At 66.5% G+C, this 13,657-nt stretch carries 15 protein-coding genes; 14 read left to right on the top strand and 1 reads right to left on the bottom strand.

Annotated elements, in window-relative coordinates; translation table 11 throughout:
- Positions 1-83 precede the first annotated feature (83 nt).
- The 10 genes from I7S92_RS16060 (at position 84) to I7S92_RS16105 (ending at position 8,061) form a co-directional block, all read left to right on the top strand.
- A complete protein-coding gene (locus I7S92_RS16060; RefSeq protein ID WP_197646221.1) occupies positions 84-755 on the top strand; it encodes a GntR family transcriptional regulator in 672 nt (223 codons plus the stop codon).
- A complete protein-coding gene (locus tag I7S92_RS16065; RefSeq protein ID WP_197646223.1) occupies positions 752-1,036 on the top strand; it encodes a DUF1330 domain-containing protein in 285 nt (94 codons plus the stop codon). Before I7S92_RS16060 ends, I7S92_RS16065 begins: the two co-directional genes overlap by 4 nt.
- A 297-nt stretch (positions 1,037-1,333) precedes the next feature.
- The gene (locus tag I7S92_RS16070; RefSeq protein WP_197646225.1) at positions 1,334-1,510 is read left to right on the top strand and encodes a hypothetical protein; all 177 of its coding nucleotides are present in this window, start codon (positions 1,334-1,336) and stop codon (positions 1,508-1,510) included.
- 12 nt (positions 1,511-1,522) lie between these two features.
- Entirely contained in the window at positions 1,523-2,077 is a 555-nt protein-coding gene (locus I7S92_RS16075; RefSeq protein WP_197646227.1) for a cupredoxin domain-containing protein, read from the top strand.
- Between the two features lie 12 nt (positions 2,078-2,089).
- On the top strand, positions 2,090-3,820 hold the full coding sequence (locus I7S92_RS16080; RefSeq protein WP_197646229.1) for a cbb3-type cytochrome c oxidase subunit I: 1,731 nt from the start codon (positions 2,090-2,092) through the stop codon (positions 3,818-3,820).
- A gap of 23 nt (positions 3,821-3,843) precedes the next feature.
- The gene (gene cyoE / locus I7S92_RS16085) at positions 3,844-4,725 is read left to right on the top strand and encodes a heme o synthase (RefSeq protein ID WP_197646230.1); all 882 of its coding nucleotides are present in this window, start codon (positions 3,844-3,846) and stop codon (positions 4,723-4,725) included.
- Complete coding sequence (locus I7S92_RS16090; protein WP_197646232.1) at positions 4,713-5,543, top strand: SCO family protein; 831 nt, start codon at positions 4,713-4,715, stop codon at positions 5,541-5,543. The genes cyoE and I7S92_RS16090 overlap by 13 nt, the downstream gene beginning before the upstream one ends.
- Positions 5,540-7,111, top strand: coding sequence for a cytochrome b N-terminal domain-containing protein (locus I7S92_RS16095; protein WP_197646234.1), 1,572 nt, complete (start codon positions 5,540-5,542; stop codon positions 7,109-7,111). Before I7S92_RS16090 ends, I7S92_RS16095 begins: the two co-directional genes overlap by 4 nt.
- Positions 7,108-7,638, top strand: a complete 531-nt coding sequence (locus tag I7S92_RS16100; protein ID WP_197646237.1) for a hypothetical protein — start codon at positions 7,108-7,110, stop codon at positions 7,636-7,638. Before I7S92_RS16095 ends, I7S92_RS16100 begins: the two co-directional genes overlap by 4 nt.
- Before the next feature lie 18 nt (positions 7,639-7,656).
- Complete coding sequence (locus I7S92_RS16105) at positions 7,657-8,061, top strand: bacteriohemerythrin (RefSeq protein WP_197646239.1); 405 nt, start codon at positions 7,657-7,659, stop codon at positions 8,059-8,061.
- A gap of 13 nt (positions 8,062-8,074) precedes the next feature.
- Here I7S92_RS16105 and I7S92_RS16110 read toward each other — a convergent pair whose 3' ends face one another.
- Positions 8,075-8,620 (bottom strand): redoxin family protein, encoded by a 546-nt coding sequence (locus I7S92_RS16110; protein WP_197646242.1) that lies wholly within the window; start codon positions 8,618-8,620, stop codon positions 8,075-8,077.
- 274 nt (positions 8,621-8,894) lie between these two features.
- Between I7S92_RS16110 and I7S92_RS16115 the strand changes: the two genes are divergently transcribed.
- The 4 genes from I7S92_RS16115 to I7S92_RS16130 all read left to right on the top strand — a co-directional run bounded on the left by I7S92_RS16115 (position 8,895) and on the right by I7S92_RS16130 (position 13,390).
- On the top strand, positions 8,895-9,965 hold the full coding sequence (locus I7S92_RS16115) for a coiled-coil domain-containing protein (protein WP_197646244.1): 1,071 nt from the start codon (positions 8,895-8,897) through the stop codon (positions 9,963-9,965).
- A 2-nt stretch (positions 9,966-9,967) separates the two neighbouring features.
- Positions 9,968-10,270 carry a hypothetical protein gene (locus I7S92_RS16120; protein ID WP_197646246.1) on the top strand — a complete coding sequence of 101 codons (303 nt, stop codon included), beginning with the start codon at positions 9,968-9,970 and terminating at the stop codon, positions 10,268-10,270.
- On the top strand, positions 10,263-11,390 hold the full coding sequence (locus I7S92_RS16125) for a hypothetical protein (protein WP_197646248.1): 1,128 nt from the start codon (positions 10,263-10,265) through the stop codon (positions 11,388-11,390). The genes I7S92_RS16120 and I7S92_RS16125 overlap by 8 nt, the downstream gene beginning before the upstream one ends.
- A gap of 71 nt (positions 11,391-11,461) precedes the next feature.
- On the top strand, positions 11,462-13,390 hold the full coding sequence (locus I7S92_RS16130; protein WP_197646250.1) for an AAA family ATPase: 1,929 nt from the start codon (positions 11,462-11,464) through the stop codon (positions 13,388-13,390).
- The last annotated feature ends 267 nt before the right edge of the window (positions 13,391-13,657 follow it).

Here is a 13,657-nt window from a genome sequence, read left to right on the forward strand (position 1 = left end):
CTCTGCCTGGTATGTTGGTATACCAGATGACCATATGTCAAGAACCTGTTGCAGAGCCGCGTCCAGCCGCCTAGGCTGCGCGCATGGAACAGGACCTTCGCATCGACCATCCCGTCACGACCCTGCGCGCCCTGGCGGTGGACAAGCTGCGCCAGGCGATCATCTCGGGGCGCTTCACCTCGGGCGAGCGCCTGGTCGAGCGGGCGCTGTGCGACCAGCTGGGCGTCTCCCGCTCGATCGTGCGCGAGGCGATCCGCTATCTTGAGGCGGAAGGGCTGGTCGAGACCCAGCCCCGCTCGGGCCCGGTGGTGGCGCGGCTTGACTGGCGGGACGCCCGACAGATCTACGATATCCGCCGCCTGCTCGAGGCCGACGCCGCCGCCGATTGCGCCAGAGAGGCCGGCGAGGCCACCGCCACCCGGCTTCGCGCCGCGCTGGCCGAGCTGAACCGCAGTTTCGCCGAAGGCAGCCCCACCCAGCTTTATGCCGCGACGACCGCCTTCTATGAGGTCATCTTCCTCGCCGCGGGCCACAACATCGCCTGGGACATCGTACAGCGGCTGAACGGGCGGATCTCGCGGCTGCGCGCGCTGACGCTGGCAAGTTCGAACCGGCGCGTTTCAGGGCCCGCCCATATGGCGCGCATCTGCGAGGCGATCTGCGCCCGCAATCCGGAAGCCGCCGCCGCCGCGGTCAACGACCACCTGCGGGACGCGGCCGAGATCGCCCGCCAGACCCTGGAGACATCGCCATGAGCGCCTACTGGATCGCACATGTCACCGTGACCGACCCCGAGGCCTACAAGCAATACCAGGAACGTGCCGCGCGCGTCTTTGCGGACCATGGCGCCACTTTTCTGGCGCGGGGAGGCGAGGCCGATGTCCGCGAGGGGCCGGAGATGCAGCGCCATGTGATCATCCGCTTCGCCTCGCTGGCCGAGGCGCGGGCCTGCTACGACTCGGCGGCCTATCAGGAAGCCCGGCGCTATCGCGACAAGGCGGCCGTCGCGCATGTCACCATCGTTGACGGCGTCTGACCGGGACAGGTTGCGTTTGAAGTCGCATCTTCGATGCCAATTCCCGGCGGGGCAGCCTTTGCATTGACTTAGATCAAGTCTGCCGGTCGTGTTTCATGCGTTACTTTGCCCTAGCCCACATCGCGCCGCATCCAGGGCGCGGAGATGAGCTGCACCGGACGTCTGTGTTCGGGAAGTTCCGGTGACGACCTGAAAAGAGGTGTTTGCATGCAATCCCGGCGGCGGCGTCGAGGGAACGGGAAGTATTGTTTTCCAGGGAGATGACGCTGTGTCCGCCCAAATCAGGGAGGGACAGAAATGGACGACAAGACCGAGGCCCCGGCGAAAGACGGGAGCCCGCCGAAGGACGAGCCTTTCATGCAGCAGGTCCTGGACAATCCGTTCCTGCTCCTGTTCCTCGGGATCACCATCCCGACGGTGCTTTACATCGTCTGGGGGGTCATGGAGATCGCCTCCATCCCCGTAGCAGATTGAGCGGGTGCAATCATGGCAATTCACCCGCCTTCAAACCGGCTCTGGTGGAAGGAGCCGATCCACGGCATCGAACTGGCCTGGATCGTGATCGCCTTCCTCTGGGGGCTGTTCATGTTCTTCTTCATGATCGCCTGGCATTTCATCGGCCAGCAGAACCTGTCCAACGAGACCTACAAGATCAAGCCCGAGGTCTATGCCGAACGGGTCGAGGCCTTTGCGGCCGAGTTCCAGGCCGTGGCCGACGACGGCACGCCGCTTGAGGAGGACGGGGTTCCGGTGGTCCGGCCGCCCGTCGGCGGCGACGCCTATATCCTGGCGCGGCTGTGGGAGTTCTGGCCCATTCTCGAGCTGAAGAAGGGCGAAAGCTACCGCATCCACCTGTCCTCGGCCGACTGGCAGCACGGCTTCTCGCTGCAGCCGACGAACATCAACATCTCGGTCCATCCGGGATACGAGCACATCATCACCCTGACTCCCACGGAAAGCGGCAGTTTCGGCATCGTCTGCAACGAATTCTGCGGGATCGGCCATCATACGATGACCGGGCGCATCCGGATCGTGGATTGAGGGGGAACAGAGATGACCACAATCGACCAGGGTGCGCTGAACGGAACGCGCGCGGGAACCTCGTGGCGGGCCTGCCGCTTCTCGGGGCTGAGGATCGAGTCCAGCGCCGAGGCGCTGATCAAGGTGAATGCCGTGGCAGCGGTGCTGTTCCTGGCGCTTGGCGGGCTGATGGGCCTTATGGTGGCCCTGACCCGCTGGCCCGCGGTGCAGCTTCTGCCTGCGGAATGGTTCTATCTGGTGCTGACCGGGCATGGGGCCAACGTGCTTCTGTTCTGGATCATCTTCTTCGAGATCGCGGTGCTCTACTTTGCCTCGGCCGTGATCCTGGGATCGCGGCTGGCGGCGCCGAAGATCGCCTGGTTCGCCTTCCTTTTGATGGTGGTGGGCGCGGTGATGGCGAACTACGCGGTGCTGCGCGGCGATTCGACGGTGATGTTCACCTCGTACCCGCCGATGATGGCCTCGCAGTGGTTCTACCTGTCGCTGATCATCTTCGCGGTCGGCGCGCTGATCGCGGTCTTCGTCTTCTTCGCCACCCTGGTCGTGGCAAAGAACGAAAGGACCTATGACGGGTCGGTGCCGCTGGTCACCTTCGGCGCGATCACGGCCGGCATCATCGCCGTCTTCACCCTGGCCTCGGGCGCGATCATCCTGATCCCGACCTGGCTTTGGTCGCTGGGCCTGATCACCAACATCGACACGCTGATGTACAAGGTGGTCTGGTGGGGGATGGGTCATTCCAGCCAGCAGATCAACGTCTCGGCGCATGTGTCGATCTGGTATGCGATCGGGGCGATGGTCGTGGGGGCGAAGCCGCTGTCCGAGAAGGTCAGCCGGATGGCCTTCTTCATGTACATCCTGTTCCTGCAGCTCGCCTCGGCCCACCACATCCTGGCCGAGCCGGGCATGTCGTCGAGCTGGAAGATCGTGAACACCAGCTACATGATGTATCTGGCGGTCATGGGCTCGATGATCCACGGGCTGACCGTGCCCGGCGCGATCGAGGCGGCGCAGCGGAGGAACGGCTTCACCCGCGGCGCCTTCGAATGGCTGACCAAGGCGCCCTGGGGCAATCCGGCCTTTGCCGGCATGTTCCTGAGCCTGGTGATGTTCGGCTTCATCGGCGGCATCTCGGGCGTGGTGCTGGGGACGGAGCAGCTGAACGTCCTGATGCACAACACGATCTATGTGCCGGGCCATTTCCACGGCACGGTGGTGGCGGGCACGACGCTGGCCTTCATGGCGATGACCTACCTGGTGGTGCCGCTGATCTTCCAGCGCGACATCCTCTGGCCCGGTCTGGCGAAGTGGCAGCCCTTCGTCTTCGGCATCGGCGCGGGTGGCATCTCGCTGTTCATGATGGGGGCGGGGACGCTGGGGGTGGCGCGGCGGCACTGGGACATGTCCCTGACCGACGCGGCCCATGCCTACGAGTTCCCGGCCGCGGCCTATCTGATGATGGGGCTGAACGGGATCTCCGCCATCATGGCGGCGGTTGGCGGGGTGATGTTCATCGTCATCGTCGTCGGCTCGATCCTGGCCGGGCCACGGCTGGACCAGCCGGGCGCGAAACTGACCTTCCCGCTGCACGACAAGAGCCGCGAGGCGGTTTCGGAATACGGCAGCCATGCCACGCTGAAGCTTCCGGGGACGCTGATCCTGGTCGGCATCTTCTTCGCCTGCTTCATCCTCTACTACTTCGTGAACTGGAAATATCTGTCGGAACTCTGGCTTTTCAACTGAACCGAACTGACAGGAGCCAGCCCATGCGCGACGCCATGACCATGACCGTCTCGATCCTGAAACTGCGGATCGGCTCGTTCATCGCCCTTGCCGCACTGGTCGGAATCATGACCGGCGGCAGCCGGCTGGGCTGGCTGGAAGCGGCCGTCTTCACCCTCGCCGTGCTGGGCGCTTCCGGCGCGGCGGGGGCCTTCAACCAGTATTTCGAGCGCGACACCGACCGGCTGATGGCGCGCACCTTCAACCGGCCCTTCGCCAGCGGCCGACTGAAGGAGGGGCCGATCTGGCCGCTGACCTTCACCATGCTGCTGGCGGCCTCGATCATCATGGGCTGGTCGGTCGGCGGCTCGCTGGCCGCCGTGCTGATCTTCCTCGGGGCCTTCACCTATGGCGTGGTCTATACCTTGTGGCTGAAGAAGCGCACGGTCTGGAACGTCGTGATCGGCGGCGCGGCCGGCAGTTTCGCGCTTCTGGCCGGGGCGGCGGCGGCGGCCGATCCCTTCGGCCCCGCGCTGGGGCCGGTGCCGATCCTGCTGGCCGCGACCCTGTTTCTCTGGACCCCGCCGCATTTCTGGGCGCTGGCCGCCCTGCGCCAGGAGGATTACCGCCGTGCCGGGATCCCGATGCTGCCGGTCGTGACCGGGCCCGAGACCTGGGGGCCGGTGATCTTCATCCATGTCGCGGTGCTGGTGGTCCTGTCGCTTGGCCCGGTGTTCTACGGCCTGGGCCCGGTCTACTGGCTGTGCGCGGCGGGAGGGGGCCTCTGGTTCCTGGCGACCAGCTGGCGGCTGACGAACCAGCCGTCGAAACAGGCGGCCAGATCGACCTTCCGCGCCTCCTTGGGCCAGTTCGCCCTGCTGTCGCTTGGCGTGGTGCTGGATCGGGGCCTGGCATGGGCGTTCTGAGAAACGCCTGCCTTGCGGCCTGCCTGCTGGCCGTTGCCCCTGCCGCCCGGGCCGACACGCCGCGCCTCGATGCCGAGACCGCCTATGGGCAAAGCCAGGCGGCGATCGGCGGCCGGGTCTCGGAGCATGTGCTGACCGATCACAACGGCCAGCCGCTTGCCCTGGCCGACCTGCGCGGCAAGCCGCTGGTGGTCTCGCTGGTCTACACCAGCTGCGCCACGGTCTGCCCGATCACCACCGACTACCTGCGCGAGCAGGTCGTCACGGCCCGCCGCGCGGTCGGCGACGGGTTCGGCATCCTCACCTTCGGCTTCGACGCAAGCGGCGACCGGCCGGCGCAGCTTGCCGCCTTCGCCGGGACGCATGACCTGACCAGCATCGACGGCTGGCGGATCGCCAGCGCCGACCCCGAGACGACGACCGCCTTCCTTGAGGAGCTTGGCTTTTCCTACGCCACCCTTGCCGGCAGCTTCGAGCATGTGACGCAGACGACGATCCTGGACGCCGACGGCACCGTCTACCGCCAGGTCTATGGCGAGGCCTTCCCGCCCCAGGTGCTGATCCAGCCGCTGAAAGAGCTGGTGCTGGGCACCCATACCCGCTCCCTCGCGCCGCAGGACCTGTGGAACCGGATCAACTTCCTTTGCACCGTCTACAATCCGCTGACCGGCGCCTATCGCTTCGACTACGGCATCTTCTTCGGCATCTTCTTCGGCGCGGCCTCGCTGCTTCTGACCGGATTCTTCATCCTGCGGCTCTGGCTGGAGCGCAGGCGCGCGCTGCGGTCGCTGCGGGGACGGAACGAGGCCGCGTCATGAGCAGCCCCCGCCTTTGGGTCCGCAACGGTTTCGACCGGGCCGAACGCATCCTTGACCGCGCCTTCGGCCCGGACTGGAACCCGCTGGCCAAGCTTGGCCCGATCGGCTGGTTCCTGTTCTGGACGGTCGCGGCCACCGGCATCTACCTCTTCATCTTCTTCGACACCGGCGTCACCCAGGCCCATGCCTCGATCGAGTGGCTGACCAACGACCACTGGTGGCACGCGGGCCTGGCGCGCAGCCTGCACCGCTATGCCTCGGACCTGATGGTGCTGATGATGTTCCTGCACCTCTTGCGCGAATGGGCGCTGGACCGTTACCGGGGCAAGCGCTGGTTTTCCTGGCTGACCGGGGTCTTCGTGATCTGGTTCGTCTACCTCTCGGGCATCACCGGCTACTGGCTGGTCTGGGACAAGCTGGCGCAATATGTCGCCCTGACCACGACCGAGCTTCTGGACACGCTGGGCATCTTCGCCGAGCCGATCGCCCGCAACTTCCTGTCGCCGCAGACGCTGTCCAGCCGGTTCTTCACGCTGATGGTCTTCCTGCACATCGCCATTCCGCTGCTGCTGCTGCTGCTGATGTGGATCCACATCCAGCGCATCACCGAGGCGCGCACCCGCCCGCCGCGCGGGCTGGCGGTGGTCACGCTGGCCGGGCTGGTGGCCGGCTCGCTTCTGATGCCCGCCGTTTCGCAAGAGGCCGCCGACCTTGCCACCGTGCCGCAGGCGGTGGGGATCGACTGGTTCCTGCTGTCGCTTTACCCGGTGATCGAATCTGTCCCGGCGGGGGTGATCTGGGGCGGCGTGCTGGCCTTCACCCTGCTCCTGGCAGGCCTGCCCTGGCTGCCGCGCCGGCGCGAGGCGGCGGCGGCCGAGGTGTTCCTTGACCATTGCAACGGCTGCTCGCGCTGCGTCGCCGACTGTCCCTATGCCGCGATCACCCTGGTGCCGCGCAGCGACGGGCTGCCCTTCACCCACGAGGTCGAGGTCAACGCCGCCCGCTGCGTCGCCTGCGGCATCTGCATGGGCTCCTGCCCCTCCTCCACGCCCTTCCGCCGCTCCGGCCCGCTGATCACCGGCATCGACCTGCCCGGGCGCCCGCTCTCCCAGGTCCGGGCCGAGGTGATCGCAGCCGCCTCCGCGCTGGAGGGCCGCCAGGGCCGGGTGCTGACGCTGGCCTGCGCGCATGGCGCGGCGGCGGCGGAGGCTCCGGGGCGCGTGGTCCTGCCCTGCGTGGCGATGGCGCCGCCCTCGCTGATCGACTTCATCATCAGCCGCGACCTTGCCGATGGCGTCGCCGTCGCCGGATGCGCCGAGCGTGACTGCTACAACCGCCTTGGCATCGCCTGGACCGAGGCCCGCTTCGACCGCATCCGAGACCCCTACCTGCGGGCACGGGTGCCGCGCGAAAGACTGGCGACGGTCTGGGCCGGGCCCACCGAAACCGCCCGGCTGGACGGCGAACTGGCCGGTTTCTCGGCCCGCCTTGCCGCGCTTCCGCCCTTTGAAGGGGCCCGGAAGCTGGAGGCGGACGCCTTCGACGAGATGCAGGAGGGCGCGAAATGACCGGGCCGGGCCGTTTCGGGATCGACTGGCGCGGTCGCGCCCGGCATCTGCTGCTGGGCGGCGCGGTGTCCCTGGCGACCGTGCTTGCCACGGCGGCGCTGTCGGCCTGGCCCGCCTGGCAAAGCCTTCCCCCCGGAGAGGCCGTGCTGCGGCTGAGCTTCAGCCACAGCGGCGCGCGCAACTGCCGCGACCGCACCGAGGACGAGCTTGCGAAACTCCCCCCCAACATGCGCGACGCCCAGATCTGCGACCGCCGCCGGGCGCCGGTGCGGATCGAGATGGACATCGACGGCCAGCCCGTCCTTGCCGCCGACCTTGCCCCCAGCGGCCTGGCGGGCAGCGGCCCCTCGCGCGTCTACCACCGTTTCGAACTGCCCGCCGGGCGCTACAAGGTCGATCTCCGGATGCGCGACGACCCTGCGGTTGCCGGCTTCACCCAAGAAGCTACCTTCGACATAGACCTCGTCCCGGCGCAAAGTCAGGCCATCGACTTCGACGCCTCGGCGGGCAGGTTCTTCCTGCACTGACCCAATGGAGCGACCGCCATGTCCCCCATCGCCTGGAAACCCGAGTTCAGCGTCGGCGACCCCGCCGTCGATCACGAACACCGCGAGCTGGTCGATCTGGTGAACATCGCGGCCGGAGCGATCCTGGACGGGCGGCCCGGCGCCGATGTCGACCGCTCGCTCGGCGACCTGTTCCAGGCGATCTCGGCGCATTTCGCGCAAGAGGAAAACCAGATGCGGCGCGCGCATTACGATCAGCTGACCCCGCACAAGACGGACCACGAGCGCCTTCTGGACAGCCTGCGCGACATCATGGATGGCGTCGGCATCGGCCGGACCGATACGGCCGAACGGCTGACAAAGGTGCTGGAGGCCTGGTTCACCGACCATTTCAAGACCCACGACTCGCGCCTGCATCACCGGCTTGGCCCGCATGGGCATTGACCCCCGCCGGGGTTCAACGCGCCGGCGAAGGCCCGGCGAGCAGCGGCAGGATTTCCCGCTCCAGCAGGTCGCGGTCCAGGGGTCCGATCAGCGCATGCGCGACGCGGCCCTCGGCCGTGACCACGAAGGTCGCCGGCAGCCCGTAGACTCCCCAGGCCTTGGCCACGGCACCGTCCGGGTCCGTGCCGATCCGCGCGAAAGGATCGCCTGCGACCGACAGAAACCGCCGCGCCGCCGCGGGGCGGTCTCTGGAGTTGATCCCGAAGAGGGTGACGCCGGGCATCGCCGCCAGTTCCTGCAGAAGCGGCATTTCCTCGCGGCAGGGCTGGCACCACGAGGCCCAGAAATTCACCACCGAAACCTTGCCCCTCAGGTCCGTTTCGGCAAGCCCGCCATTCTCGCCCGCAAGCGGCGGCAGGGAAAACCCGCCGATCGCCTGGCCGGTCGGCGGCTGCGGCGGCGCCGCCTCTCCGTCCTTCGGCATGCCAAAACCGAGGAACCAGCCAAGCGCCAGCATCAGCACCGGCGGGCCGACCATCAAGGCGGCCCCCTGCCGCATCGGTTTGCGAGATATGCGCAAGGCGGCCTCCGCACCCCCTGCCAGGTCGGGGCCCGAAAAGCATAGCAAATCCGGGCCCCGGCTGGAATTGGCGATCATGGGTTCCGACGCCTGTTGGCCCGCACACGGCCAAGGGATGCGGATATTCCGCACTTGGCGGATGGGGTGCCTTGCTGCAAGAGTTGCGTGCGAGGTCGCCGAAATACCGGCGCCGGGTTGATGTAATTCGATGTTACATCATTATGTGATGCAGGGTTGATCAACGGAGGGTTGGATGGCCGATTTCGAGACGCAGATCAGGGAAAGCCAGGCGCAGGTCGCCGAGGCCCAGGCGAAGATTTCGGCCATCACCAGCCGGATCGAGGAAGCGCGGACCAGGCTGGACCAGGGGACCGAGCTGGACGTGGAGAACGCCACGCTGGAGGACGTGCACAAGCACACCGACCTGATGAACGCGAACATTGCCGAGCTGATCATGGGGCTGGATGATGTGACGGCAGGATTCTCCAAAGAGTTCAGCGAGATGCGCTCGAAGACCGGGATGGAGTCCTTCATCGGGATCTTCTCCTCGGCCAAGGCCGAGTCGATGCGGCAGGAGCGGATGCGGGCGGCCTCGGTCGATGACAAGTTGCAGGACCTGATCTCGAAATCGGACGTGATCGTGAAGCTTCTCCAGGGGCAGCTTAACGTGCTGACCACGCAGCGGACGCGGGTCGAGGGCAATCTGGCGGGGACGCTGTCCGAGCGCGAGGAGACGGTGGGCGCGCTGGAGGCGGTCCGGACGGAGATCGCGGGGATGGACCCGAAGATCATCGAGCTGGAGAACAGGATCAGCGTCGAGCAGGACGCAGCGGCGCGGACCAAGCTGGAGACCGAGCTTGCGACGCTGAACGCGAAATACAACGCGCTGGTGCAGGACGAGCAGGTGAAGCTGGCGAAGTCGCAGACGCTGGAGCGCTATATCGAGAAGGGCAAGACCTGGGTTGATTCCTTGCAGAACCAGGCGGCGACGCAGATGGTGCTGATCAACAAGCTGCAGACGGACACCAAGCAGCGGGTGGTGCTGTATGACGCGCTGACCTCGTCCTTGAAGACGGCGCAGCAGCAGGATGTGGCGCATCGGATCAACGAGATCGGGGTGAAGACCGACCAGGAGGCGCAGACGGCGATGGCGGCCATCGGCGCCGCGACCAACGACAAGATGGCCGACATGCTGGAGGCGCATGAGGGCCACATGGTCTTTGCCCGGCAGATCCTGGAGCAGAAGGCGAAGGCGGATGAACGCTTCGCGCGCCGGTTCGCGGCGATCGTCGAGAAGCACGACAAGAACGCGTATGGCGGCTGACCATGCCGGGGCAGGCGCGCTGGGCGCTGACCAGGGGGCTGGGGGCCGCAGCGGTGGGAGCGGTTCTCGCCTTCGCCACGGTGATAGCCGAGGCCGACGGCCTCTGGCTGGCCGATCCGCTGGGCCTGGCGACCATGGGCCTGATCGCCGGAGGGGCAATGCTGGCCTTGGCGGGCGGGATCATGCGGCCCCTGCAGCAGGCCGCCTTCAGGCGCGGCATCCCGGCCGGACGACTGCGCGAGCTGGTGCAGCGCCAAGCCCTCCTGCGCTGGTGGTTCGGGATCGACGGGGCGCTGGATGACTGAAAACCGGGTCAAGGACCAGCTCGTCCAGGACCATGCCGAGCTGTACGACACGCTCGTCGCCCGCCGCTACTTCGCCAAGTTCGACCGGATCGGCGGGCATCTGGGCCGGGTGGCAGCGGAGGTGGAGGCGGAGGGGAAGCTGACGCGGACCGAGGCGCGGGTGCTCGGCCGGTATCTGACGGCGGTGGCAGGGACGTTCCGGGCGCTGTCGAACAAATACCTGATGACCGGGCGGGGGGAGGCGGCCCCACGCCTGACCATCGACCGGCACGAGAGCGGCTTTCCGGTCGCGCAGGAGCTGATGACCATGGCGGTCGACGCGAGCCAGGCGGCGAAGCATCTGGCCGGGATGCCCTCGGAAGCGGAGCTGAAGGACCGGATGATCCGGCAGATCGTGGGCGACCTGACGATCCCGACGGCGCTGCAGTTCGCCCTGTCGCAGCGGTACTATTATGAGGCGCTGGTGGCGGGCGGGATCTTCTGGGCGCGGAACGACCCCGATGCGCAGTGGATCCGGGACCTGGGCGAGCGGCGGCATTTCCTCGTGCATTGGGCGGTCTGGGATACGCAAGCAAACCTGCCGGTGGTCTATCTGATGGACGTCGAGGACTCGGGCAGGAAGCCCCTGCCGAACGATGCCTACCGCTGGCCGCAGGTGCAGCAGGCGCTGATGGCGCAGTCCGTGGGCGGGCTGAAGCTGCTGACGATTGCGACGGGGTTCGACAAGGATTTCGAGGGGCTGCATCCGAAGCGGCTGCGGCGGATCATCCTGGGGCCGATGTATTCGGCGAGTTTCACCCTGCAATCCGGCCCGATCTCGAAGGTGCTGGAGGGGGCGAAGGCGCCGGAGGGCGAGGACTGGGCGCTGGTCTGGACGGTGGAGGATCTGGTTTCCGACCGCGAGGAAGAGGTGAAGGACGGCTGGTTCTCGACCGCCCTGCGGCAGGTCTACAAGCTGGACGCCGTGGCGGGGGTGGAGCTGGGGGCGACGCGGCAGGAGCGGATGATCATCCTGCCGGAGAAGCCCTATCAGGTGCTGGCGGAGCAGAACCCGAAGGGATTGCAGGGGTTGCGGAAGTTCGTGGTGGGGGCCGGGGGGCGGTTGATTCCGACGTTGTGATTGGGGAAGCCCCCGGGGGCGTCGCCCCCGGACCCCCAGGATATTTGTGAACAGAAGAAAGGGCTTGGCCGATGACCACGCGCGACACGATGGAGCTGAAGGAAGAGACGGTCCGGGCGCAATACGAGGCGGCGCTGGGGCTAGTCCTGGGCTTCGATCATGCGCCGCGGTTGGCGAAGGCTTTGGTCAGTGCGCCGGTTGCCGAGCGGTCGCCAGGCATCGGGGCGCGCCCGACCTTCCGGTCTACCGTGCCGGGAATGGCGACACGCTCGACCGCGCGGCCGGGGGGCGTGCGGCTGGCCGAGCGGGTGGAGGGGTTGTCGGACGGGCTGGTCTCTCCGGTGCAGGCGGCGGTGCTGAACGCGCTGCGGCGGTCGCTGGCGATCGCGCTGGCGATGGGGGAGACGTTTTCGGCGCAGTCGGGGCTGGCTGAGTTGAAGAAAGCGAACCTCGAGGGCCGGGTGCCGGAGCCGAAGCGGGCGGAGTTCGGCGAGCTGTTGCAGGGCGAGGCGCTGGTGGTTTTGTTCACGTTTGGGAATGCTCTGGCTTATCTCATCGCGCCGCATGTGGGGCCGGGGACGGTGGAGCTGGGTGAGGTGGAGGAGGTCTTGACCGACAACGCTCCGCTGGCCTTGCAGGGGGCGCTTTGGGAGCTGGACCAGGACATCGGCGCGCTGGCGAGCGATGATGCGAAGCTGGTGGCGGTGGTCTCGGCCTTCGCCGAGGCGCTGATGAAGAAGGTGCAGATCAGGGCGGAGAACGGTGCGCGGGTTTCCGTCTTCACGGGCGGCAGCTGGAAGGTTGAGGCGGATCAGCTGACCATCGCCGGGTTCAAGCCGGCCAAGGCGGCGAAGGGCGGATCCATCGTGATGGCCTTCAAGCAGCCGCATGAGGTGGTGGGGAACCACATCGCCAAATACCAGTCGATGCGGCTGGCGAAGATGCTGATGGCCTATGACTTCGACCGCCGCCTGAACCCGTTCGCGGAACTGGGCGGGTTCATCTTCACCTTCATGGGCGACGGCAAGCCGGGGACGGGGAAGACCACCCTCATTCAGATGATGGCGGGCCTTCTGGACGGCTATTGCAGGCAAGCGGGCTATCCGTTCCGCTACCAGAACTTCAGTATCGACCAGATCGACAGCTATCAGGGCAAGTCGGGGCAGAACGCCAAGGCCTTCATCGACGCGGTGCTGGACCCTTCGGTGATCGGTTTCGGCACCATCGACGACATCGACCAGGTGGCCGGCAAGCGGGGCGACCGGCAGTCGAGCGCGGGCCAGCAGGAGGTGACGGCGGTCTTCATGCAGGCTTTCGCCGGGGCGGGGACGGTGGTGCGGGGGAACTGCACCTTCGGGATGTTCTCGAACTACCCGGAGAACGTGGACGACGCCCTGCGCCAGCGGGCCGGGGCGCGGTTCCTGGTGGACGGGCCGCAGAGCCGGGAGGACTACATCGACATCCTGTCCCTGTTGCTGGGGAAGAACCACTCCATTCCCGTGGGTGAGCACGAACTGTTCGCGGCGCAGGAGATCAGGAGGGCGGTGGCGGCTTCGTTCGAGGGGCATTCCCGGCCGCATGAGGAGGGGCTGCTGAAGGTCTGGGACCGGGTCTCGGGCGAGATCGGGCCGCTGGACACGCTGGCCAAGATCGGGGCCTATCTCAAGGCGATCCAGCAGGCGGACGAGCGCTTCACCGGGCGGGCGATCAAGAACATCACCGATGCGGTGAAGGTCCGGGCGATGGACTTCGAGCTGCCGGATGAATGGATGGAGGAGCCGGACCTGTTCCTGTTCAAGCCCTATGACGAGAAACTGGCTATGATCAAAGGGTTGATGACGCCGATCACGGTGGAGATGGTGATCCAGGAGGTGAACCGCTACGCCGACAGCGAGTTCCGCTATGCCGACAAGTCCGACGAGGTCGCCATCGAGGCGATGGTCCGCGACTTCGGACGGACGGAGGAGGCGAAGCGGCGATATCTGGAGGGGAAAGGGTGAGCTATGGTTGGGCGCAAAGGCTAACGACAGATCAGCCGAAGCAGGAAGAAGAGAATGCTAAAGTTCATTTCGGAAGTACTGGCCCGACGAAGATTTACGAAAGACTTGGAGACGACTTTCGTTCGAACCTTTGACAGACTTCTCACTGCAAGTCGAAAGGAGGAACTCATTGAAAGGCTTACCGAGGTCGCGGTTGCGCTAGGATCTTGCATGGGAGCCCTTAGAGATGTTTATCCCGGTGCAATCGTTGAGGATGAGAGTTTGGCA

Origin of the sequence: Tabrizicola soli (genome assembly GCF_015999335.1) — a bacterium.
In the GTDB taxonomy this organism is placed as follows: Bacteria; Pseudomonadota; Alphaproteobacteria; order Rhodobacterales; family Rhodobacteraceae; genus Tabrizicola; species Tabrizicola soli.

Bases quoted from the DNA above. Each gene is read 5' to 3' on its own strand.
- I7S92_RS16075 (WP_197646227.1), top strand. From the start codon at position 1,523: ATGGCAATTCACCCGCCTTCAAACCGGCTCTGGTGGAAGGAGCCGATC.
- I7S92_RS16115 (WP_197646244.1), top strand. From the start codon at position 8,895: ATGGCCGATTTCGAGACGCAGATCAGGGAAAGCCAGGCGCAGGTCGCC.
- I7S92_RS16065 (WP_197646223.1), top strand. From the start codon at position 752: ATGAGCGCCTACTGGATCGCACATGTCACCGTGACCGACCCCGAGGCC.
- I7S92_RS16070 (WP_197646225.1), top strand. From the start codon at position 1,334: ATGGACGACAAGACCGAGGCCCCGGCGAAAGACGGGAGCCCGCCGAAG.
- I7S92_RS16080 (WP_197646229.1), top strand. From the start codon at position 2,090: ATGACCACAATCGACCAGGGTGCGCTGAACGGAACGCGCGCGGGAACC.
- I7S92_RS16120 (WP_197646246.1), top strand. From the start codon at position 9,968: ATGCCGGGGCAGGCGCGCTGGGCGCTGACCAGGGGGCTGGGGGCCGCA.
- I7S92_RS16090 (WP_197646232.1), top strand. From the start codon at position 4,713: ATGGGCGTTCTGAGAAACGCCTGCCTTGCGGCCTGCCTGCTGGCCGTT.
- I7S92_RS16060 (WP_197646221.1), top strand. From the start codon at position 84: ATGGAACAGGACCTTCGCATCGACCATCCCGTCACGACCCTGCGCGCC.
- I7S92_RS16110 (WP_197646242.1), bottom strand. From the start codon at position 8,620: ATGCGGCAGGGGGCCGCCTTGATGGTCGGCCCGCCGGTGCTGATGCTG.
- I7S92_RS16105 (WP_197646239.1), top strand. From the start codon at position 7,657: ATGTCCCCCATCGCCTGGAAACCCGAGTTCAGCGTCGGCGACCCCGCC.
- cyoE (WP_197646230.1), top strand. From the start codon at position 3,844: ATGCGCGACGCCATGACCATGACCGTCTCGATCCTGAAACTGCGGATC.
- I7S92_RS16130 (WP_197646250.1), top strand. From the start codon at position 11,462: ATGACCACGCGCGACACGATGGAGCTGAAGGAAGAGACGGTCCGGGCG.
- I7S92_RS16125 (WP_197646248.1), top strand. From the start codon at position 10,263: ATGACTGAAAACCGGGTCAAGGACCAGCTCGTCCAGGACCATGCCGAG.
- I7S92_RS16095 (WP_197646234.1), top strand. From the start codon at position 5,540: ATGAGCAGCCCCCGCCTTTGGGTCCGCAACGGTTTCGACCGGGCCGAA.
- I7S92_RS16100 (WP_197646237.1), top strand. From the start codon at position 7,108: ATGACCGGGCCGGGCCGTTTCGGGATCGACTGGCGCGGTCGCGCCCGG.